Origin of the sequence: Niallia laureatilytica (assembly GCF_046613985.1) — a bacterium.
Lineage (GTDB): Bacteria > Bacillota > Bacilli > Bacillales > Cytobacillaceae > Niallia.
Map to the genome: position 1 here is coordinate 274150 of NZ_JBKKHP010000004.1, position 22680 is coordinate 296829.

The 22680-nt window shown below is 38.1% G+C and carries 21 protein-coding genes and 1 pseudogene; 13 read left to right on the forward strand and 9 right to left on the reverse strand.

The window, feature by feature from the left end:
- Positions 1-4: 4 nt before the first annotated feature.
- Positions 5-1624: an ABC-F family ATP-binding cassette domain-containing protein gene (locus ACLIJJ_RS13145; RefSeq protein ID WP_233313964.1), complete on the reverse strand. Its 1620-nt coding sequence runs from the start codon at positions 1622-1624 to the stop codon at positions 5-7.
- 314 nt (positions 1625-1938) lie between these two features.
- Here ACLIJJ_RS13145 and ACLIJJ_RS13150 point away from each other — a divergent pair, with 314 nt between their 5' ends.
- Together ACLIJJ_RS13150 and ACLIJJ_RS13155 are read left to right on the forward strand one after the other, a co-directional pair.
- A complete protein-coding gene (locus tag ACLIJJ_RS13150) occupies positions 1939-2076 on the forward strand; it encodes a hypothetical protein (protein WP_233313963.1) in 138 nt (45 codons plus the stop codon).
- A 192-nt stretch (positions 2077-2268) separates the two neighbouring features.
- Positions 2269-3093, forward strand: a complete 825-nt coding sequence (locus ACLIJJ_RS13155; protein ID WP_251647685.1) for a formate/nitrite transporter family protein — start codon at positions 2269-2271, stop codon at positions 3091-3093.
- 12 nt (positions 3094-3105) lie between these two features.
- Here the strand turns inward: ACLIJJ_RS13155 and ACLIJJ_RS13160 are convergent, their stop codons facing one another.
- Positions 3106-3825, reverse strand: coding sequence for a ZIP family metal transporter (locus ACLIJJ_RS13160; protein WP_233313961.1), 720 nt, complete (start codon positions 3823-3825; stop codon positions 3106-3108).
- Positions 3826-3919: 94 nt separating this feature from the next.
- Here ACLIJJ_RS13160 and ACLIJJ_RS13165 point away from each other — a divergent pair, with 94 nt between their 5' ends.
- From ACLIJJ_RS13165 to ACLIJJ_RS13180, 4 genes and pseudogenes are all read left to right on the forward strand, one after another.
- Positions 3920-5104 carry an MFS transporter gene (locus ACLIJJ_RS13165; RefSeq protein WP_233313960.1) on the forward strand — a complete coding sequence of 395 codons (1185 nt, stop codon included), beginning with the start codon at positions 3920-3922 and terminating at the stop codon, positions 5102-5104.
- Positions 5105-5273: 169 nt separating this feature from the next.
- Positions 5274-5546, forward strand: a complete 273-nt coding sequence (locus ACLIJJ_RS13170; protein WP_233313959.1) for a hypothetical protein — start codon at positions 5274-5276, stop codon at positions 5544-5546.
- Between the two features lie 156 nt (positions 5547-5702).
- On the forward strand, positions 5703-5810 hold the full coding sequence (locus ACLIJJ_RS13175; RefSeq protein ID WP_233313958.1) for a YjcZ family sporulation protein: 108 nt from the start codon (positions 5703-5705) through the stop codon (positions 5808-5810).
- A gap of 100 nt (positions 5811-5910) precedes the next feature.
- A pseudogene (locus tag ACLIJJ_RS13180) lies at positions 5911-5994 on the forward strand (YjcZ family sporulation protein); the annotation flags it as partial.
- Positions 5995-6045: 51 nt separating this feature from the next.
- Here the strand turns inward: ACLIJJ_RS13180 and ACLIJJ_RS13185 are convergent.
- Positions 6046-6891, reverse strand: a complete 846-nt coding sequence (locus ACLIJJ_RS13185) for a P-loop NTPase family protein (protein WP_411411033.1) — start codon at positions 6889-6891, stop codon at positions 6046-6048.
- 258 nt (positions 6892-7149) lie between these two features.
- On the opposite strand from ACLIJJ_RS13185, the gene recQ reads away from it, so the two are divergent.
- Positions 7150-9297: a DNA helicase RecQ gene (gene recQ, locus ACLIJJ_RS13190; RefSeq protein WP_411411034.1), complete on the forward strand. Its 2148-nt coding sequence runs from the start codon at positions 7150-7152 to the stop codon at positions 9295-9297.
- Positions 9298-9327: 30 nt separating this feature from the next.
- Here recQ and ACLIJJ_RS13195 read toward each other — a convergent pair whose 3' ends face one another.
- Positions 9328-10497 (reverse strand): alanyl-tRNA editing protein, encoded by a 1170-nt coding sequence (locus tag ACLIJJ_RS13195; protein WP_411411035.1) that lies wholly within the window; start codon positions 10495-10497, stop codon positions 9328-9330.
- Between the two features lie 191 nt (positions 10498-10688).
- Here ACLIJJ_RS13195 and ACLIJJ_RS13200 point away from each other — a divergent pair, with 191 nt between their 5' ends.
- Positions 10689-10874 carry a cold-inducible protein YdjO-related protein gene (locus tag ACLIJJ_RS13200; RefSeq protein WP_233313953.1) on the forward strand — a complete coding sequence of 62 codons (186 nt, stop codon included), beginning with the start codon at positions 10689-10691 and terminating at the stop codon, positions 10872-10874.
- Positions 10875-10908: 34 nt separating this feature from the next.
- Here ACLIJJ_RS13200 and ACLIJJ_RS13205 read toward each other — a convergent pair whose 3' ends face one another.
- The 3 genes from ACLIJJ_RS13205 to pepF form a co-directional block, all read right to left on the reverse strand.
- Positions 10909-11166 carry a transcriptional regulator SplA domain-containing protein gene (locus ACLIJJ_RS13205; RefSeq protein ID WP_233313952.1) on the reverse strand — a complete coding sequence of 86 codons (258 nt, stop codon included), beginning with the start codon at positions 11164-11166 and terminating at the stop codon, positions 10909-10911.
- 19 nt (positions 11167-11185) lie between these two features.
- A complete protein-coding gene (locus ACLIJJ_RS13210; RefSeq protein ID WP_233314797.1) occupies positions 11186-11335 on the reverse strand; it encodes a hypothetical protein in 150 nt (49 codons plus the stop codon).
- A gap of 98 nt (positions 11336-11433) precedes the next feature.
- Complete coding sequence (pepF, locus tag ACLIJJ_RS13215; RefSeq protein WP_233313951.1) at positions 11434-13248, reverse strand: oligoendopeptidase F; 1815 nt, start codon at positions 13246-13248, stop codon at positions 11434-11436.
- Positions 13249-13549: 301 nt separating this feature from the next.
- Here pepF and ACLIJJ_RS13220 point away from each other — a divergent pair, with 301 nt between their 5' ends.
- Together ACLIJJ_RS13220 and ACLIJJ_RS13225 are read left to right on the forward strand one after the other, a co-directional pair.
- A complete protein-coding gene (locus tag ACLIJJ_RS13220; RefSeq protein ID WP_411411070.1) occupies positions 13550-15646 on the forward strand; it encodes a PAS domain S-box protein in 2097 nt (698 codons plus the stop codon).
- A 204-nt stretch (positions 15647-15850) separates the two neighbouring features.
- Positions 15851-16573 carry a LysM peptidoglycan-binding and 3D domain-containing protein gene (locus tag ACLIJJ_RS13225; RefSeq protein WP_233313949.1) on the forward strand — a complete coding sequence of 241 codons (723 nt, stop codon included), beginning with the start codon at positions 15851-15853 and terminating at the stop codon, positions 16571-16573.
- Between the two features lie 51 nt (positions 16574-16624).
- Here ACLIJJ_RS13225 and ACLIJJ_RS13230 read toward each other — a convergent pair whose 3' ends face one another.
- Entirely contained in the window at positions 16625-17356 is a 732-nt protein-coding gene (locus ACLIJJ_RS13230) for a hypothetical protein (protein WP_411411036.1), read from the reverse strand.
- A 152-nt stretch (positions 17357-17508) separates the two neighbouring features.
- Here ACLIJJ_RS13230 and ACLIJJ_RS13235 point away from each other — a divergent pair, with 152 nt between their 5' ends.
- A complete protein-coding gene (locus ACLIJJ_RS13235; RefSeq protein WP_237941370.1) occupies positions 17509-19563 on the forward strand; it encodes a methyl-accepting chemotaxis protein in 2055 nt (684 codons plus the stop codon).
- 262 nt (positions 19564-19825) lie between these two features.
- Here ACLIJJ_RS13235 and ACLIJJ_RS13240 read toward each other — a convergent pair whose 3' ends face one another.
- Positions 19826-20131, reverse strand: a complete 306-nt coding sequence (locus ACLIJJ_RS13240) for a helix-turn-helix transcriptional regulator (RefSeq protein ID WP_411411037.1) — start codon at positions 20129-20131, stop codon at positions 19826-19828.
- 221 nt (positions 20132-20352) lie between these two features.
- Here ACLIJJ_RS13240 and ACLIJJ_RS13245 point away from each other — a divergent pair, with 221 nt between their 5' ends.
- Both ACLIJJ_RS13245 and ACLIJJ_RS13250 read left to right on the forward strand, forming a co-directional pair.
- The gene (locus tag ACLIJJ_RS13245; RefSeq protein ID WP_233313945.1) at positions 20353-20922 is read left to right on the forward strand and encodes a glycerol-3-phosphate acyltransferase; all 570 of its coding nucleotides are present in this window, start codon (positions 20353-20355) and stop codon (positions 20920-20922) included.
- 32 nt (positions 20923-20954) lie between these two features.
- A complete protein-coding gene (locus ACLIJJ_RS13250) occupies positions 20955-22571 on the forward strand; it encodes an aminotransferase class V-fold PLP-dependent enzyme (protein WP_411228636.1) in 1617 nt (538 codons plus the stop codon).
- Positions 22572-22680: the final 109 nt, after the last annotated feature.

Genomic DNA, 22680 nt, shown 5'->3' on the forward strand with positions numbered 1-22680 from the left:
GTACTTATTTATACATTTCAGCTACTTGCTTTTGCAGCTGTGCATCTTCCAAGTACTCATCATAAGTTACTTGTTTGTCTACTAGGCCGCTTGGTGTAATCTCAAAGATTCTGTTTGCGATTGTAGAAACAAACTGATGGTCATGTGATGCGAACAGCAAGGAGCCTTTAAAGTTAATAAGGCCGTTGTTTAATGCTGTAATGGATTCAAGATCCAAGTGGTTTGTTGGTTCATCCATAAGCAGCACGTTGGAACCGCTAAGCATCATTTTGGAAAGCATGCAGCGGACTTTTTCTCCTCCGGAAAGAACGCTAGGTTTTTTCATTACTTCTTCACCAGAGAACAGCATTCTGCCAAGGAAACCTCTCAAGAAGCTTTCTGTCTGATCATTTGGTGAGTATTGGCGCAGCCAATCAACTAGGCTTTGCTCGTCACGTGCGAAGTATTCAGAGTTATCTGCAGGGAAGTAGCTTTGTGTTGTCGTAATTCCCCATTTGAAGGAACCGCTGTCTGGCTCAATTTCTCCCATTAAAATGCGGAATAGAGTAGTTTTTGCCAGTTCATTTTTTCCAACAAGAGCAATTTTGTCATCTTTGTTCATGATAAAGTTGATGTTATCTAGAACTTTAACGCCATCAATTGTTTTTGACAGATTCTCTACACGCAATAGGTCATTTCCTATTTCTCTTTCAGGTGTAAATGCAACATATGGATATTTTCTAGAAGATGGTTTAATATCGTCCAGAGAAATTTTATCAAGCAATTTTTTTCTTGATGTTGCCTGCTTGGATTTTGATGCATTTGCACTGAATCGTGCGATAAAGTTTTGCAGCTCTTTAATTTTTTCTTCTTTTTTCTTGTTTGCATCATTTGCCATTTTAGAAGCTAATTGGCTTGACTCATACCAGAAATCGTAGTTACCAACATAAATCTGAATTTTGCTGTAATCCAAATCAGCAATATGAGTACATACTTTGTTCAAGAAATGTCTGTCATGGGAAACAACAATAACAGTATTCTCGAAGTTGATTAAGAATTCTTCTAGCCACTGGATTGCGCCGATATCAAGATGGTTTGTAGGCTCATCAAGCAAAAGAACGTCTGGCTGACCAAATAGTGCTTGTGCAAGAAGTACCTTAACTTTTTCTGATCCGCTGATGTCTGCCATTTTTTTATTGTGCAGATCTTCATTGATTCCTAATCCTTTTAATAGGATTGCCGCCTCTGATTCAGCTTCCCAACCATTTAATTCAGCAAATTCACCTTCAAGTTCAGCAGCTTTCATACCGTCCTCGTCAGAGAAGTTTTCTTTCATATAAATAGCATCTTTTTCCTTCATTACTTCATACAGTCTTGTATGACCCATGATGACTACTTGCAGCACTTCATGCTCCTCGTACTCAAAATGGTTCTGTTTCAGGATAGCAAGCCTTTCTCCAGGGCCTAATGAAACATGACCGGATTGAGCTTCCAGTTCACCGGAAAGAATTTTAAGGAAAGTTGATTTACCGGCACCATTTGCCCCGATTAAACCATAACAATTCCCAGGTGTGAATTTAATATTAACATCTTCAAATAATTTACGATCACCATATCGAAGACCAACATTGCTAACTGTTATCATTTATATTTTTTCCTCCAAAATACAATATCCATAAAATTATACCATCATTAACAGGGAAGAGCGAATTTTTCTTAGAAAAACTTACTCAATCTCCGCGTTTTCCTTATGTAAGATTTGAGATTTTTTATAAAAAAAGGAGGAATTGTTTAATCTTAAGCGAATATGATTTGTAAGCGTTAAAATGACTAAAACGAGTTTTAGGTGCTTGGATTGGGGAATACGTAAAATATCAATAAAATTTTATTAAATGTTCATATTTTTTTCATATATTTTCTGTACACTACATATAACAGGACATAAAGGAGTAGATATAAATGGCTAGAAAACAGCTTGTTGATTTAGTAAATAAGATGAAAAAATCAGGGATCAAAATAAGCTTCACTAAACCTAGATCACATTTAATCGTTCCCATCCGCCAACCTAATAAATTGACTTCCTCTACAACACATTAAATTACACTGCTAAAAACATGTTCCGTTGTACATTATATGCTGTTTCCATCGTATGAATAGGAAAAAAGGCAATAAATGCTACAATTTTGTGAAACATGTTTTTTCTTTGTCATTCTCTCAAAAAAATAATATATAATGTCATTGATTGTTCAATAGTGAGCAAACTGTTGATTGAGAGAGGGTGAACACAAAATGGAACAGGAACCAATTAAGAAGGCGGTTGCCTATGCTTTAAAAAAGAAAGAGCTGATTGATTGCTCCTTTCTCCGGTATTTTACAAAAGCAATTTTAGCAGGTATGTATATTGGCTTTGCCCTTGTGATTTGTTATAAGCTGGCACAGCCTTTTTATGATGTACATTCGCCCGGAACTTATATGATGACAGCTATGTTTTTCGGCCTGGCACTAGTGCTTATCATGTATGGGGGTGGGGAGCTTTTTACCGGAAATACAATGGCCTTTACAATGAGCACAATTGCCGGCAGAACAACCTGGAGTGATACGTTTTATAACTGGGTTACCGTATATTTAGGCAATTTTGCCGGCGCTGTACTTTTTGCGGTTCTTATTTACTATTCCGGGTTGTTTCATTTGGAGGAAAAAACAACTTGGCTGATGGAGGTCGCAAACAGCAAAATGAGCGCAACAACATTAGAGCTGTTTATACGGGCTATACTGTGTAACTGGCTTGTTTGTTTGGCAATTTGGATTCCAATGAATATGAAAGAAGATGTGGGAAAAGTATTAGCTACCATGCTTATTGTTTTCGGCTTTATGGTCTCAGGCTATGAACACAGTATTGCCAATATGGGACTGTTTTCCATTGCATTAATTGTTCCCCATCCTGAATTTATTACAATAGGAAACGCGCTTCATAATCTTATTCCGGTGACTATTGGCAATATTATTGGCGGAGGCTTGTTTGTCGGAGCAGTAAATATGTACATCCTTTCCGGAAAAAAAGGGAAGCTAAAAGACGTAAATGTAACTAGCAGTCAAAAGAAGATCGCTAAATAAGATAGCAGAATCTTAGGTCAGTCCAAGAGCAATCATTAAGCCGATACAGCTGATAAACCCAACGACCGGACCAGCCTTTTGGTAAGCTTCAGGCAGCATAGTGGAACAAACCATTGCAATTAGTCCTCCAGCACCAAAAGCTTCAATACTCGCAATAACTATTTCGGAGGCATTTGCCATAAATGAGTAGCCGATTAAGCTGCTTAGTGCGGATATACCTACAACACTTGCCCATAGAAATAAAATCTTTCTTTTTTTGTAGCCATCTTTTTTTAAGCCGACAGTAGAAGAAAGGGCCTCCGGAAAATTGCTGATTAAGATGGCGACAATAAACAGAATGTCGACATGGTTGGTTGCGATCAAGCTTAAACCGATAATTAACGATTCGGGAATAGCATCCATTAAAGTTCCGATGAATATGGCTATGCCGGAATGGGAAGCAATATTTCCGGTTGACCGTTTTCTGTTTGTACCGCCTTTCATATACAAGAAAACTTCAATTAAAGTAAACAGAAGGGCCCCTCCAAGAAAAGAGACAGAAGTCATCAAAAGCCCGCTCTTTTCCATTGATTCGACAAGCAGGTCAAAGGCAGAAGCACCGATAAGCACTCCTGTTCCCAGTGCCATCAAATAGGCATTCACTTTTGCAGGTACCTCAAAACAAAGGCCGATTATACTTCCGATAAACAAAGACAGACTAGCGATAGCTCCCCATATTGCAGCCTCCAGCATAAATATAAGCTCCTTATTGGTTTTTTTCTGTAAATTCATTTCATGTATTCAGATGCTGATATATAATGGTAAAAGCAAAGGAGACCGGACTTAAATGAAAACACAAAAACAACTTTTTATCCTGCAATGCTTTTATTTTTTTGCCTTTTTTGGCAGCGGCAGCATAGCTCCGCTGCTTAGTGTCTATTTAAACAATTCGATTGGTTTATCTGGTTTTGAAATTGGCATTATCATGTCGATTGGCCCTGTTGTCACCATATTTTTTCAACCCTTTTGGGGAATTCTTTCTGATAAGACAAATGCGCCCACATCTATCCTTAAATTATGCGCATTTTTTGCTGGATTATGTGGTCTAGGGTATTTGTTTATGGACCAGTTTATCTGGATTTTTGTGATTGCGACATTGATTGCCGTATTCCAAAGTGCAATCGTCCCGATTTCTGACAGCATCACGATAAAATACACGAGTGAACATAATCTTGATTACGGAAATGTGCGGATGTACGGAGCTTTAGGTTTTGGGATTGCTGTCTTTGTAATGGGCAGGATTTCAGAAGTTTCCCCGAGCATTATTTTTATTTCCTTTTTCGCTGCATTGCTGATTTGCTCGCTTACAACAGTTAAGATGCCCCGTGAAAAAGCTGCTGCAAACAGCAATCCCCTTAAAGGAGCAAGCAAGCTGTTAGCCCATAAAAAGTACATGCTGTTTTTAATCATCACGTTTATGATTTTTAGTCCGAATCTGGCTAACAACACTTTTTTTGGTTTGTTTGTGGAAGGAAGCGGAGGTACATATACCGGAATAGGGATAGCCTTTTTAATAGCGGTCCTGTCAGAAGTCCCTTTTATGCGAATTGCAGGGGCATGGATAAAAAAATTCGGCCTGTTAGAAATTACATTATTTTCGGGAATACTCTCCTTAATCAGATGGATTTTTTATTTTACAGAACCGAATTTAACACTCGTTTATGCCACTGCTTTTCTGCAAGGATTTGGTGTGGGGCTGTTTATTCCGGCAGGTCTACAATATATTAGAAGAATAGCGCCAGTCCATTTAATTGCAACATCAATCACCTTCTATTCGGCGATTGGCAATGGGCTTGGCAACTGGTTCAATACTTTTATCGGCGGCATTATTTTTGATCATTACAGCATCTTTCATGTGTATTTATTTTTCAGTGTCTTAACAGTGATTGGTCTAGGGCTGAATATATTCTTGCTTCGTCTGGAAAAACAGGAGGCTGTTTTAAAAAAACAATGGAATGAAAGTCCGTCATAACTCTATAAAGTCAGCACTTGCTAAAAATAAATTAACTTATAAGCAGGGCTGACTTTTTGCTGTTTTTAAGGGAGCTTTTTATTTTCCGCTAATGTCATAGGAAGGCTGTCCATACTTTTTTATAGCTTGGACATAAGATATAAGGAAATAAGTGGAGGTGGAAAGCGCGATGAACAATTATTATAATCAATGTTCGAAAGGTGTTGGAAAATGTGTCCGTATTCGTACACATAACGGCACAGTTCATACAGGAATCATTGATCGAGTTACTCCTAACAAAGTTTACATTAGGCCATTAGGCGGCGGCAGAAGAGGTTATGGCGGATTTGGATTTGGTTATTACCGCGGCTATGGTGGCTATGGCGGCTGGGGCTGGGGTGCAGCAGCAGTTGGTTTTTCTTTTGGCTTGATTGCAGCACTTGCATTCATTCCTTTTTTCTAGTTCGGACGATAGGCAATTTTCCTTTTCAAAGGAAGATTGCCTATTTTTATGATAATTAATAAAAATGGACAAAAATAAAAAAAAAATAAAAATGTGCCCATTCGAGACAACCTGTATCTACATATGATGCTTATGTGCATGAGGGAGGTGGATTAAATGGGTGGTGAACAAACAGCAGGATTCGGCGGAGGCTTTGCTCTGCTTGTAGTGCTATTCATTTTATTAATCATTGTAGGATCTAGCTACGTTGGTTATGGTTATTAATTAAATTAATATAAAAAGAGGGAGTGTTTTATAAATGGCATACGGTTATGGTGGTTACGGTTCTTGTGGTTGTGGAGGATACAGCTATGCAGCTCCAGTATCTGGTGGATATGGTAGTGGCGGATTCGTATTGATTGTTGTTCTATTCATTCTATTGATCATTGTTGGAGCAGCTTGGCTGTAAAAACAGCATCAAAGGCATAAGCGATATCGCTTATGCCTTTTTGTTATTGTTTTAGATTAGATGAAATGAAGCTAATGTGTCGGTAATTTGTGCACGTGCTGATGATTTATCATATAGAGAATTGTTTAGCATGTACTTCTTGATTGTCAGCTGTTCATAAATTTCCAATTCTAGTTCTTTCCTTCTTTTTAGAACTTCCACTGTACCATTTAGACCAGTATGATGATGTTTTTTTCCGTAGCCTTGCTTTGTATAATACTCAATAAATTCGTTTCTCCATTCCTCTGGTCTGTCGTTGTATGCTTTACGGAATGACTTTGGAAGATTATCTTGGTCTACATAAAGTAACACTGGGTTGAGCTTGCGAATTATTTTTTCTAAAGAAAGTACATGCTCTACCACGATTTCCTGCGGGATTCCCCATTTTATCATGCCGATTGTTAATGGATTTTGGATGAAGCAGCATTCGAATATATAAAGCTTATCATCTTGCAGCGCTTTTTCTGTAAATTCAGCCCATTTTTCAGCAGCTAGCATAGCATGCTGTTCAAATGGCAATTCATAAATATCATGCTTATAAATATCGTTCAGCTGTTCTTTAGAAAAAAACATGCTGTCTTGATTGATTATTTTTCTGTAAGGCAAAAGGATATTGTCTCCTTTTTGCTGACCATACGAAACTAATGCATCCCATTGTTGATTGGTGTTCAAAAGCTGTTCCCATTCAGAAAGAGAAAAGCTGGCGACACCGTCATAATCAGCTGGATGGTCAAGATTACCCTCAAGATATAGCTCGCTATTTATGTTGTTATTTCTTACTATTTCGTGTAATGCAGAAGCGGTTGTCGTTTTGCCGCTTCCAGGCAAGCCTTCTACTATAACAAGTTTTGTTCGCATATCATCAAGCCTTTCCATAATAGGCTAAAATCTAAACCTTCTAGTTTACATTAATAGACTACTCCATCGTACTCACCCTAATATGTTGATAATAGGAAGTTCTCTAAAAGAATAGGTAATTCCTTCATAAGTTTTGATTAGTGCAAAAAAATAATCTCTGAAGGCTGAAAATCCTATAAAATTGTCGACTTTTTACATGCAAAAAAAATGTTACAATGGAAAGGACTAAGTTTCGGTTTATTAGGAGGATTAATATAAATGTTTGACAAGGCTTTATCTATTTTAAAAGAATATTTTGGCTATGATACTTTCAGAAATGGTCAGGAGGAGGTAATCCGCCAAATCCTCCAAGGCGAAAACGTTGCGTGCATTATGCCAACAGGAGGAGGAAAATCAATTTGTTATCAAGTTCCGGCGATGATTTTTCCTGGTGTAACGCTTGTTGTCTCACCGCTGATTTCCTTAATGAAGGATCAGGTCGATGCTTTGACAGAAGCGGGCATACCGGCAACTTTTCTAAACAGCACGCTTGACTCTTATGAAGCTTCTAAAAGAATGGAAGACTTAAAATCAGGCAAATACAAGATTTTATATGTTGCTCCTGAAAGACTTGATGGAGAGTTCTTTATTGACATGCTTAATGACTTGGAAATTCCGTTTATCGCAATCGACGAGGCACATTGTATTTCCCAATGGGGACATGATTTCCGTCCGAGTTATTCGAGATTAGGCCAATTAATTAGACGGCTGGAGAAAAAGCCGATTGTTGCTGCCCTTACGGCTACAGCAACCCCAGTAGTTAAGGAGGATATTTGCGCTCAATTGGATATTTCTGTAGATAACACGGTTATTACCGGGTTTGAAAGAAGTAATCTGTCCTTCTCTGTCGTCAAAGGAGAGGACAGGCATCGGTATATTGAGAGATTTCTTAAGAAAAACAAAGAAGAATCAGGAATTATCTATGCTGCCACAAGACAAGATGTGGAACGGCTATATGAACGATTAACAAACAAAGGCTATTCATTGGCAAAATATCACGGCGGCATGACAGACAAGGCAAGAGAAGAGGAGCAGCAGAAATTTATCACCGATGATTGTCAGCTTATGGTGGCAACAACTGCCTTTGGGATGGGTATTGATAAAAGCAATATAAGATTTGTGATTCATTACCAGCTCCCGAAAAACATGGAAGGTTATTATCAGGAAGCCGGCCGTGCTGGGAGAGATGGTCTGCCGAGTGAGTGCATCCTCTTATATTCTGCACAAGATATTCGTATTCAACGGTTTTTGATTGATCAGACTACACATGATCCTGATAAACAAGCACAGGATTTATCAAAGCTGCAAGCAATGATTAATTATTGTCATACAGAGGATTGCCTTCAGAAATACATCCTTCATTACTTCGGGGAGGAAACAACGGAAACTTGTGAACGCTGCGGAAATTGTAAGGATGAAAGGCATGTTGTAGATGTAACGGTTGAAGCACAAAAGGTGCTTTCCTGCATGATGCGCATGGGAGAGCGGTTCGGAAAAACAATGGTTGCCCAAGTGTTGACTGGCTCTAAAAATAAGAAAATAATTGATTTTTCATTAGATAAGGTAAAAACATACGGAATTATGAAGGAGCAGTCAGCGAAGGCTGTAAGTGACTTCATTGAATTTCTAATCTCAGAAAATTATATAGCTGTCAGCAGCGGTTCCCTGCCTGTTTTGAAGGTCACAGCAACAGGAAAAGAAGTGTTGCTTCAGCGCAAACAGGTGCTGAGAAAAGAGCAGGTGCAAACGAAGGCACTTACAGAAGATAACGGATTGTTCCAGCGTTTAAGAGCAATGCGAAAAAGTCTGGCTGATAGTGAAGGTGTCCCTCCGTTTGTTATCTTCTCCGATCAAACGCTCAAATTAATTTCCAGTCATAAACCGGAAAACGTAAATGAGCTGTCGGCGATAAAAGGGATAGGAGAGCATAAGCTCAACAAATACGGCGGCATTATCCTGGAGACACTGATTTCTTATAAACAAGAAAATCCGCAGGACTGGGAAAAAGGGCAAGAGGTAGGAGGAACAGAATCTAGTTCATTGCCAAAGAAAAAAGGCAAAACAGAAAACTCTCACTTAATTACACTCGAAATGTTGAATACTGGCTTAAATCTTAAAGAAATCGCAGAGAAAAGAGACATGACAACTATAACTATCGAAAACCATTTGCTTAAATGTGAGGAAGAGGGGCACTCCATTGATTGGAGCCAATTTTTATCACAGGAAGAGCAGCAACAAATTGAGGCAATGATCGAAAAGGTAGGGGGAGAGAAGCTAAAGCCAATTAAAGAAGAACTGGACCCCCATATCAGCTATTTTCAAATAAAGATTGCTCTTGCCCTGTATGTAAGAAAGCAGACAATATAACAAAGGAGAAGCTGTTAGGCTTCTCCTTTGTTATATTGAGCTAATTAAGCTGTCCATTGCTTTTTTCAAGTCTTGTTCACTGTCAAAGGTTGCTTGGGCTTGAGTGTTATTGCCGCCGCCTTTGCCGTTTATTTCGGCAAGCACTTCCTTCAGCAGTGCTCCACAGGAAATAGACTGACTGCCATTATGCTGAATTAATAATTTCTTATCTGATTCAGAAGCCAGGATTGCTATATAATCCTTTTCTTTAATTATGGTCTTAGCAAGAAGCTGTAAGTCCTTTAGTGGTTTATGTGCAAATGAAGCAGAAATGACAATGCTGTCTGTATTGCTTGTCAGCTTTTCAGCTAAAAAAGCGGCATTTTCTAATTTGGCTGCTTCCAGCTCACTATTTAATATTTTCTTTTCCTTCTCCAGCTTGTCAATTCTGTCTGCCAGCATTTCCTTATTAGTTCGGAATTTGTCGCTGAGCGCCGTTAAGATTGTTTGGGAAACTTGGTAATCCTTCATTGCCCTGTGACCGCATAAGAAGAACAGCCTGGTTTGATTGCGATGCTTTTCTGTTTTAAGCAGTTTAATAAAACCTAATTCACCAGTCCTGGAAACATGTGTGCCTGCACATGCTGAATAATCAATTTGGTCAATTTCCACTATTCTAAGCTTGCCTGTAACACTTGGAAGCTTCCGCAAAGGTAATGCTGCAGCCTCTGTTTCTGTTACAAAATATGTTTTTATTTCTTTATTTGCAAATATGTATTTACTGCATAATGCTTCAATTTCCAGTAAATCTGATGCTGTAAGCTCTTCTATGTCTATATCTATTGTTGTGTAATCTGTTCCAAGGTGGAAGCTTACTGTTGCAATATCTTTCCACTCATGCAATACAGCTGACAGCAAATGCTGGCCAGTATGCTGCTGCATATGGTCATATCGTTTCTCCCAGTCAACTATGCACTCTGCAGTTTGCCCGGTTATCTCTTGCTCGACTAAGTGTAAAATGGTGCCGTCATCTTCCTTTTGAACATCCAATACAGTAATGCCGTTAATGGTACCTGTATCGCTTGGCTGTCCGCCTCCTTCAGGATAAAAAGCTGTTTCTGCTAATACAACATATTCTTTACCATCTTTATGAAGTGTTTTTACGATATTTGTTGTCCAAGAAGACATGTAGGGGGACGAGTAATACAATTGGTTTGTCATGTTTGATTTCTCCTAAGGATACGTATTTGTTAGACAATCATCATAGCATAATTTCAACCCTTATCGCGATTCAGTGAACTTTAGAATAAGCATTTCATTTATGTGACGGAAAGAAAATTCTAAAAAATCGTCAAAATACCTATAAAAACGAGTCTTTATGTTCATAATAAACAAAAAAGGGGGCTAACAGCATGTTTTTTAACAGAAAAGGAATGGATGATAAGCCTGAGGAAGTTTTATTGAATTTGGAAGTGTATGCTTGCAATTCCTGCAACGGTTGGATGAGGAAGGATTTTGCAACTGATGATTTGAAATGTCCGTTATGTGGAAATGAGACAACGATGGAAATGAGAGAATTGCCACAAATAAATAACTAATAAAACAAGACCCCATATTCGGGGTCTTGTTTTATTAAAAATAATTGTCTATTTCATCTTGATACATTTGGTTATAAGCATTTTCAGCATCTGATTCCGAGTGAAAGAGGGCATCATCATCTTCAATTGTATGGAATGTGTCGTTCAAAAAAAGTGCTAATGCATTTGGATCTTTTGGATGCTGAACGATTTCTGCCGGTTTTACATTAGATACAGATGGTGTATGGGGATTATGGTAAATGACATATACTTCATCACCTAATTGCAGATCTTTTGGATCAAGTGTGTCCATTGGGTTGTTCTCCTTTCTATTATAAATTTTCGTTCTGCTGACCAATTTCCTTTTCCGCTATCATGCTGTTGGCAGCTTCTAATTTTTGAAGCTGGTCGATAGAGTCTCCTCGGTCATCTGCTGAACGCTGCTTGTTGTTCATTTTAGTGTCTTTTGAGTTCTTCATCATACTCTCTCCTTTAAAAACAGTGTTTGCTTGTGCGCAAAAAAATATGATGGAAAATAAAGCAAAAAAGGCATCTATCAAAGGATAGATACCTTCTTTATTTAAGCAAAGCTGTCTGTTAATTCATCGACAAGTGTGCCGACATATGCGACGGCCTGTTTTATTGCATTTGGATTAGACATATCCACTCCTGCGTCCTTCAATAACTCAAGCGGAGTTTTTGTTCCGCCAGCGCGAAGGACATCAAGCCATTTATCGACTGTTTCTTGACCATTTTCACGAATACTAGCCGCAACGGCTGTCGAAGCTGTTAACCCTGCTGAATAGGTGTAAGGATATAATCCCATATAGTAATGAGGCTGACGCATCCATGTCAGATAATCCTGTTCTGTAATCTCGACAGAATCTCCCCAAAATTCCTTCAATACGTTTCCTTTTACTTCATTAAAAACCCTGGCTGTTAAAGGTGTTCCTTCTTCAGCCAGCTTATAAACACGGCGTTGAAATTCTCCTTCAAGCAAATGTGTAACAAAATTATGATAGTAAGTGCCAAGGAGCTGAAGGATAGTCCAGCGTCTCATTCGGTTGTCATTTGTTTTGGCCAGCAAATAGTCAGCAAGCAGCATTTCATTCATTGTAGAAGGTGCCTCAATAAAATAGGTTGACGGTCTTGTATTGACAATACGTTGATTTTTATTTGCCAAATAGAAGTGACCGGCATGTCCTAGCTCATGTGCTAACATAAAGGCGCTTCGCATCGTATTACCCCAAGTAATTAAGATAAATGGATGAGAGCCATACGGACTAGAACAGAAAGCACCAGTTGATTTTCCAACATTATCAGCTATATCAACCCATCTTTCTGTTAAAGCTTTTTTCATGATTTCAGAGTATTCAGGTCCCATCACCTTTAATGCCTCTAAAATAATATCGCTTGCTTCTTCAAATGTTGTTTCAGGATTGAATTCATGATCAAGCGGTGCCTTTAAATCACAGAAAAGCATCTTTTCTAAACCTAACTGTTCTTTTTTCAAGCTTGCAAACTTTCTCATATGTGGGGCTAGTTCATTGAAAATAACGCTTAGCTGGTTATGATACATTTCGGTAGTTACTTCTTGTGACTCTAACAGCATGTCTGTAACAGAAGCATATCCGCGAATATTAGCTAAAGTTACTTGTTTTTTTACTTCGGTGCTGTAAGCTGCAGCAATTGTATTGTTGTAACTTGCTAAAGTGTCTGTAAACGATTTATAAGCATTTCTTCTTATTTCCGGATCTGGTGAAAACTCATAAACATCTTCAAATAATGCAAAAGATACAGGAAGTTCTGCTCCGTTATTATCTTCAATGGAAGCAAAGCTCATATCAGCCAGTTTGCTGCTTTGGTACACTAAATAAGGAGAAGCATGAATTTGGCCTAATGATGCCAGTACTTTTTCTGTTTCACTCGATAATGCATATTTTTTTGCAGCTAAGATTTTCTGAATGTTGCGGCTGTAAACGGCAAGCTTCTGTTCTTCTTTCAAGAACTGAGCAATCAGCTCCTCTGGCATTTCTAAAATTTCTGATTGAATAAAGGACATTGTGCCGGCTGCCTTAGCATTAAAAGCTGCAAACAGGGAAGAGTTTGCTTGGTTTTCAGGATTAGTGCCATCTTCAGACTGCTTTAAGGAGGCATATGTACTGATAAGTACGATACTCTCAAGCAACGCTTCCTGTGCTTGCAAGCATTCCAATAATACAGAACTGCTTGTAGCAAGTTTTCCTTTATATTGATCAAAAGCTGCCAAGCTGTTTTCTGCTTGTACTAATGCAGCTTTCCACGCATTGCTATCTGCAAACAGGTCTTCCACCTTCCATTTTAATTCTTCTGGCACCTCATGGCGGTAGGGCCTTGTTTGTTTAGTTATTTGCAATCTGATTCCTCCCCTTATTAAAGGTATTTAGTGATACGAAATGATTATATCATATTATTTTGAATAGTAAGTATATTTTTGTTTCAAAAATATATGACTAATAGAGGATAGATTATTAATGAGAAAGAATCATTTCCATGACATAAATAAGAAAAATACTTTCATCTATATTACATTTCCATTACAATCATAAGTGTTGTTATTTTGTCATAAAATTTTCATTTTTGTTTTTTAAAATGGTATGGGAGGATCTATTTTGTATAACTCCATTCTAGTCATTATCAGTATTATTTTAATTTATATGGCCAGCTACACTTCTTTTGATTTATTTCAGCTTGTTAAAGCCTCTGAAAAGAACAGCCGCTTTTTATTTTTAGCTAGCACCTTCTCTCTTGGCTTTGGGTTTTGGGTAATGAGTTTTGTTGCATTAATGGCCGATAATATATACGCAACTTCGAGCTACGATATTCCCATTGCCACCTTATCCATGCTGATCGGAATTTGCTTTGCCGGAATGGCGTTTTATTCTATGCTGGATAAGGAGAATAATAAGCATCGGATATATGTAAGCAGCTTGTTTTTCAGTTTTTCCATGCTGGCAGTATTCATATTAGGGCTTTATTCAATCGGTAATTCGGTGCAAGCTGAGAATATGCCTGCTCTATTTTTCAGCTTTCTGTTGCTGTTCAGCGGTTTTTCCTTTTCCGTGAAGCTGTCTTTTTATCCTGCTAAAAAGACAAGAATAGCTAAAGGTATCGTTAGACCGTTATGCAGCTTCATCATTACAGGTGTATGTTTTTTAAGTCATTTCATTCTTTTGCACAGCATGACACCGATTGAATATGAACCGAGCCACTATGATGACAGCTTTATTGTTTATGTCGTTTTATTCATTACTATATTAATCTTGGGCGGCCTTATTGGGACTAGTACATTGATAAGGGAGAAGCTTGCTGTCAATGATATAAATGTTCGCGATATGCAGTATGCGCTGGATGAGTCCTCGATTGTCGCCTTTACAGACAAAAATGGGATGATTACATATGTAAATGATAAATTTGTGGAAATATCGAAATACAGCCGTTCTGAATTAATTGGCCAAAATCACCGCATAATTAATTCCGGCTATCATTCGCCAGAGTTTTTTAAACAATTGTGGAAGACTATCAGTTCAGGGAATATATGGAAAGGTGAAATCCGCAATAAAGCAAAGGATGGTAGCTTTTACTGGGTGGATACGGTTATTGTTCCTTTCGTTAACAAAAAAGGAGAACCATATCAGTATGTTTCCATAAGAAGAGACATTACAGATCAGAAGCAAGACCAAATAAAGATGCAAGAAATGGTGCAAGAGGTGAGCGATATAAAGTTTGCCCTCGACCAGTCAAGCATTATTGCGTTTACAGATAAGCAAGGAGTCATCACCAATGTAAATGATAAGTTTTGCCGGATTTCAGGTTATTCGGAAGAAGAGTTAATCGGTCAGACACATCGAATCGTTAATTCCGGCTATCATTCGGCCGCCTTTTTTCAAGAATTATGGCATTCTATTGCCAACGGAGAGGTGTGGAAGGGAGAGATTCGCAACAAAGCGAAGAACGGATCGTACTATTGGGTAGATACCACTATTATTCCTTTCTTGGACAGTCAGAACAAACCATATAAATATTTAGCCATTAGAAATGATATAACGGAAAGAAAACGAACAGAAGAAATACTGCACAGAAAGGACAAACTAGCGGCAGTTGGTCAGCTTGCTGCAGGTATAGCCCATGAAATTCGCAATCCGCTCACCTCTATAAAAGGATATACAGAATTCTTGAGTATGGATGAAACAGAAACAGACAGGCAGGAATTGTTTTCCATTGTATTAGAAGAGATTGAACGGGTTAATTCCATTGTCGAAGAGTTTATGCTCTTGTCCAAGCCGACTTCTGCCAGCCTGGAGAAGAAGGAAATCATACCAATCATCGCAAATGTTCTTTCCATATTAGACTACCAGTTAAGAAAGAGCAAAGTGCAAGTAGACTTTACTTTTGATGACAGTGAGGCTCGTCTAGAATGTGATGAAAACAAGCTAAAGCAAGTCTTTCTTAATTTTATTAAAAATGCAGTAGAAGCAATGCCGAGTGGAGGCAGCTTAAAAATAGCAGTGAAAACTACTGCCAAGAGTATTGATGTGCTGCTTCAAGATACGGGGATTGGGATGGACAAGGACCAGCTTCAAAAACTGGGAGAGCCGTTTTTCACTACAAAAAAAGAAGGAACAGGGTTAGGATTATTGGTGAGTTTTAAGATTATCGAGAACTTTAAAGGGAAAGTATATATAGAAAGTGAAAAAAACAAAGGAACATCTTTCCATTTAACTTTTCCGAAAGCAGGAAATGATGTAGGTTAAAAGACTTAGTTATTTCCAATATAGTCCTAAAATACTAAGAGCAAGGATATAACAATACGTACTATTCTGACAATTAGACTTTTAACTGTTAAAGGTTTGTCATATTAGTAACGGAATTGCTATCTCCTTGTTCTTTTTATTTGCGCTTTTCATGTTAAGATAATACCCGTTAGCTTGTTTAAGCTAGTTAGGAGGTAAAGATAAATGAAAAAACTATTATCATTTATTGCATGCGCAACAATTGCCACTTCCATAGGGACAGAAGCGAAGGCGGCAGAAGTCACTGTAAAAAAAGGAGACACACTTTGGAGCATTTCCCAAGACTATAATGTTTCCACAGGTGACATTAAAGATTGGAATGACCTTGATTCTGACATAATTAAAGTTAACGATACATTAGATCTCCAAGTGGAGAAAAAATATAAAGTCAAATCTGGCGACACTCTTTGGAGCATCGCAAGGGAAAATGACAATTCAGTAGAGGATTTAATGGAGTGGAATGATCTATCTTCAGAAAAAATCTATGCTGGTGAAAAAATAATCGTCGATAACGGAATCGACAAAAAAGATTCCGGTAAGAAGGAAAAAACAAAAGAGTCAGCTGCAAAAACAGTTAATAAGGATGATTCAGGAAATGCCGAGACATTGACTGTTTCTGCAACTGCCTACACAGCAGATTGTAAAGGCTGCTCTGGTGTTACTGCGACAGGGATTGATTTGAATGAAAATCCAAATCAAAAGGTCATCGCAGTTGATCCGAAAGTTATTCCGCTAGGCTCTACCGTTTATGTGGAAGGTTACGGTAAGGCTATTGCTGGAGATACAGGCGGAGCTATTAAAGGGAATAAAATAGACTTGTTTATGTCTTCAGAGAAGCAAGCACTGAAATGGGGAAGACAGCAAGTCGAGGTTAAAATCATTGATTAATCATGTCAGAGATGGAAGGATAGCATTTTGCTATCCTTTTTTTTGGCTTTCTTATTTATTTTCCTTATCATTCGCCTTCACAAAAAATTGGTGTACAGGCATAACAAGTGATTTCATATTGTCCTCTAGCTTAGTTGCTAGAAATTGAATTCTTTCAAAAACGATGCCTTTAAGCTGATCCATTTGTCTTGTTAGTTTACCGACTTTCGCATCTGTATCTTCCATTTTCTCTAGGATTGTTTGCTGGAAAACCTCTTGAAGGTCTAATTTTTCTTCGATTTTTTGCTGCGTTTCTTCATTTTCACTTATTTTTGCTGTTAAGGAGTCAGAGCTCTGCTTAAATGTTTCTAATGTTTTAGTAAGTGTATGAAGCGCAGTTTCTTGGATAGTGAACTGATCGAGTATGGCTGTATGAACGAGCTGCTCTTCAATGAGCTTTTGTTCGGTGTCTGCAGCCAATCTTTCTGTTTGCTGGGTGGTCTGGAGAATCGTTTTTATGTCATCTTGGTTTCGTTTTGCTTCTTCAAGAATATCTTTAGACAAAGCTTCCTGCACAAAAAGTAATTCCTCCAAATGCTGTATTTTTTCTCCTTGCGCATTGCTGTTTCTATTTCCTTGAAGTAAAAGCTCCTCTAATTGCAATGCAAGCTGCTCGTTTTTTATCTGCTGGTTTGCTAAAACAGATTGCAGATAGTTATGATGATATACCGATTGGCACGTATCTGCGGTTATATTTGTCTCTGGCAAATACACAGATGTATTTCGATTATCATATTCAGGCAATTTACTTCCTCCTTTTTTATCTATTCCTTACAGCTTATGTGCTTCTTTGCAAAAAGGTTGCTATTGCTAAACAGCATTCTATCCGAGATAAAATTTAACATTTCTCGAGATTGTCCGATAAAAATATGTATTAATATTTTTGGAGGTTACTTATGTCATTAAAAAACAAAATGATTGGCATTACGAGCTTAATCATTATTGTGCTCATAGCAGCATCAAGTCTTGTGCAATTTGTGGAAACAAATCGCATGAAAAAGGATACAAAGGCAGTAATGGAAGAATTGGATGCCAACTCAACAAAAGATGTGGAAGAAAAGCTAACAGAATTATCAACGCAAATTTCACAGCATGTAGTAGTTTTAGAGGAGCAGTTAGACCAAGCAATGGCAAATGCTGCTTATACGCTTCAACAAATAGATGCGCAAAAAAATATCTCTAATCAAGATTTAAAGGAGATAGCAGAACAAACAGGGATGAATGATTTCTTAATTACGGATGAAAAAGGGGTTTTTACTCATTCAACAGATAAAGCATCCATTGGCTTTGATTTGCTTGCCATTGATCCAACCGTTAAGGGACTTCTGTCAGGTGAACTTAAAATCATGGAAGGTCCGCTGACAATAAAAAAAGAAAGTGGTGAAATCTTTAAATTTACCTCTATTCCAAGACTAGATGGAAAGGGGATAGTAGAGGTCGGTCAAAATGCCGAAGTTTTTGAAGAGTCTCTTTCTAAATTTATTCAAGATGGAAACGGTGTTCAGTCACTGTACTTAATTAGCAGCAGTGGTATTGTTTTGACGGAAACCTTGAGAGAAGGACAAGAGCAAGTGTTTGAAAAGGGTTCAACGATTAAGGATGAAACAATTCAATCAGTTATAGATTCAAAAAAACCGGCCTTATCCATAAAAGATGGAAAAGCTGAAACATATTATCCAGTTATCGTTAATGATGAAGCGAGATATGTGCTAATGGCGCAAGTGGATACAGCCTCTTATTTTGAGAATGCAAATATCGCAAGTGCGGCTTTGACGGATGTTCAAGACAGCTTGACAAAAACGAATATGACTTCCCTTATTTTGTCACTAATCCTGTCAATTGGCTTGATTGCCGCATTGGTTTATATTATTAGAAAAAGCTTACAGCCATTGGATCATATTAGATTGCATGCTCAAAAAATAGCAGAAGGCGACCTGCAAAGTGATGATGTGATTACGAACTCTAAGGACGAAATTGGCGAACTTGCCGCTTCCTTTCGTGTAATGACCGACAACCTCAGGGAGGTTATCCAAAAGGTGAGAATCAGCTCAGAACAAGTCGCAGCCTCAGCTGAAGAGCTGACAGCAGGCACAGAAGAAATGAATGCAGCATCAGAGCATATTTCAACAACTGTCCATGAAGTGAGTGCAGCAATGGATAACCAAGTTGTTGAATTGACAAAAACAGATCAGTCTGTAGCTAATATGCTTAATTATGTACAGAAAATTTCAGTCAGCTCTGATGGAGTTGCAAAACGGTCAGTGGATGCATCTGCAAAGGCAGCAGACGGAAACAAAGCAATTGATACTGTTGAAGCCCAGATGGATACGATTAACACTAGTGTTAGAGAGACATCAAAGGTTATTAAAGAGCTTGGCAGCTATTCAAGTGAAATTGGAGAGATATCGAAAGTTATTACTGGCATTGCTGACCAAACGAATCTTCTTGCCTTAAATGCAGCGATTGAAGCAGCAAGAGCTGGCGAACAGGGTAAAGGCTTTGCGGTTGTGGCAGAAGAAGTCCGCCAATTGGCAGAGCAATCCTCTGAATCAGCAGGCAAGATAAGTAATCTTATCGGCAGAATCCAAACAGAAACAATAAAAGCAGTTGAATCGATGAATAATGCGACTGCAGAGGTGGATGGCGGTATTAAAGTAGTCCATCAAACAGGAGAAATATTTGGTGAAATAAAATCTGCGGTAGATGAAGTCAGTGGTCAAATTACGCATGTTTCTCATTCTGTTAAAGAATTGAACAATGGCATGGAACAAATGGTTCTAGCAATCAATCTTGTCAAACAAATGGCAGAGCAAACAGATCAAGGAACACAGAATGTTTCGGCAGCTACAGAAGAACAAATTGCATCCATGCAGGAAATTTCTGCATCTGCACTCTCTTTAAGTAAAATGGCGGAAGAATTAATGACATTAATTAGCAGATTTAAGCTGTAAATAACAACAAAGCCCTCGAGCGTACTCGAGGGCTTTGTTTAGGAAATAATCAGATTTTTCGTAAGAAAATGAGAGAAAAGAGGGAGATATAAGATTTATTTTCACTAAAAAAACTTATGTAAATAATAAATAAGCATTTTGTTAACTGGAAATTAATAAAAGAATGGAGAAGGCATTTTTAATTAGCAATAGAAGGAAAAAAGAAGGGGAGAGCAAAGTTGATAAGAAGAGCAAATTATTTGCCCCTCTTGTTTTGCTCGTTTTACATGAATGGAGGGATGCCTTTACTAAATTCAGAGATAATAGTAGTGATGGACTGTATGTCTTGATCATCTATGTTAAATGCCGTCTTCACCTTGTTCTCAAGCTCCTTGCTGACATTTCTTTTACCTACTTCCACAAGTGCAATTAACGCAAAGCTGCAATTGACAACCTTAGCAAAGTCTCTCTGTGTCATCTCATAGTTTTTTCGAATAAATTTAATAATTTCTTTGTTCATTTCGTTCACCTCGGTTTTACAAGCAAATACATCTGAACCTGGACATAAATCACCCCAGATTCTAAACATTTCTTCTCAACTATCTATATATCGGATAGATTGCTACATTCATAATAAAAAAACTAAAGAAATTATTCAACAGGTATTTCGCATCTGTAAATAAAATATCTTCATTTTGGTCTTATCTTAAAGAAAAATTAATAATAATTGTGTAAATTTATTCTAATCATGTATAATTTACTTGGTTGAAAATTACAGTTAAATAGTAAAAACAGACAGAGGGTGTAAATTTGCTAGTTTTGTATTTCATTTCCGCTTATCTACTCGGAAATCTTTTATTTGGTGTCATCATTGGGAGAATTCTGTCAGGGACAGATATACGTTCAGAAGGCAGCCAAAATGCTGGGGCAAGGAATGCTGGCAGGCTGTATGGTAAAAAAGCTTTTGTACTTACGTTTTTAGGAGATGCCTTAAAAGGTGCGGCTGTTATTATAACAGGAAGATTACTTGGTTACTCGACTGCAGTGTTGCTTGCCGGCTTGCTGTTTGTTTGTATCGGGCATATTAAGCCGCTTGTTTTTCGGTTTAAAGGCGGAAAAGGAATCTCCACATTAATCGGCGGACTAATCGCGATTCATTGGCTGTTTGTCCCGATCATCATTGTCAGCTTCTTTGTTTTTTATCTTCTATACCGAGGTTTTACTGTACCAGGTTTGCTGAGTTTAACTGTTTGTGCCTTCGCTTTTTTCTTAATGGAAAAGGACGTTTGGTCAGGCTGCCTTGCTCTGCTGCTGGTAGCTGTGATTATACTCGCCCATCGTGTCAGCTGGAGGGAGTTTCTAGTTAGAAAAACTAAATAATAAGCTTATATTTCTTGGAGAGGGGTATTTTAATGGCGAAAAAAACTTCCTATTTATTCAAAATTGCTTCACATCCACAGGAATTCGAACAGATTTTTCGGTTAAATCATGAAACCTTTGCTGAGGAAATTCCCCAGCATGACAGAAATGAGCAAGGAATGCTAATTGATTCTTTTCATTACCAAAATACATATATCATTGCCTTAAAGGATCATCAAGTAATTGGCATGATTTCTCTGGCAGATAAGCGGCCTTTTTCCTTAGATAAAAAGCTGGGAGATATTGGTTTTTACTTGTCTGACATAGTGAATGTAAATAAGCTTTGCGAAATCAGGCTGCTCTCTATTAGGAAGGAGTACCGGAAAACAAAGGTTTTCGTTGGCTTATTGCGCCTGCTTCACCATGTCTTTATCGAGAAAGGCTACGATGGAGCTGTTATTAGCGGCATTCTCCGTGAGGAAAAACTGTATAAGCATATCGGGTTTATTCCGTTTGCCCATCAAGTTGGCAGTCATGGAGCAATCTATCAGCCTATGTATCTGTTAAAGGATAGAATTTTGCTTTCAGAAAAAGTATTGCCGGCAACGGTTTCTTTTTTGCCAGGCCCTGTTTTAGTAACAGACAATGTCCTTGATGCGTTTTGTCGCCAAGGTTTCTCCCATCGTGACAACTTATTTATGGAGATGATGGAACGAGTGCAGACAAGGCTGACAGATCTTACGAAAGCTAAATATGTTCAAGTAATGCTCGGAACAGGAACGCTCGCAAACGACGCTGTCGCCGCCCAGCTGTCTCTATTAAACGGTAAAGGGCTAATCTTAAGCAACGGAGAATTTGGAGAGCGTTTGGCGCAAAGGGCAGCAAGATTCCAGCTTCATTGCCAAGTTTTAAAGAAAGAGTGGGGCGAGCCGTTCTCAGAGGAGGAATTGAGAACAGCACTCAATGGAGGAGTGGAATGGATATGGTATGTTCATTGTGAAACCTCTACGGGCACTGTCATTCCGATTGAACATATAACCAAGTTAATAGGTGACAAGCCGATTAAACAGGCAGTAGACTGTATCAGCACGATAGGAGCACTGCCAGTCAGCCTTAAAAATGTATATTTAGCAACAGCTGTGAGTGGAAAAGGAATTGAATCAGTCTCAGGATTAGCTCTCGTATTTCATAATCATGCTGTTAAGCCGAATGAACAGCTTCCACCGTATTTAGATTTAGGACTGTACCATTCACATAACAGTGTCCCATATACCCATTCTTCCCCATTGCTTGCTGCATTAGAGCAAGCGCTCACAAAAGATTTCACAAAAAAGTTTAGCGATGTTGCCGACTGGTTTGCATACACATATAAAAGACTGACAGATGCTAAGTTTTATGTGTTGCCGGCAGCAAATTTGCACTGTTCCCCAATCCTGACAGTATGTCTTGATCCCGCTCTTTCCTCTGTTATGATTGGTGATTGGATGAAAAAGCAAGGTTTTCATCTCCATTATCAAAGCAGCTACTTGCAAGAGAGAAACTGGATTCAAATATCAATGTTAGCAAATGTGTCAATTGAAAATACCGAGGCAATGCTGCAAATATTTTTTAGCATTTGTTCTTATCTGCAACAATTACTAGACGACAACAGAGAAGCGCTGGCAAACTGATTTTTTACAATATATTAGCAGGTTAAATAGTTGTGCAATTTAGCTAATTCTAAATATTTTTATTATATAAATTCAACAATGACATTTTTTATGGAGAAAGATAATATTT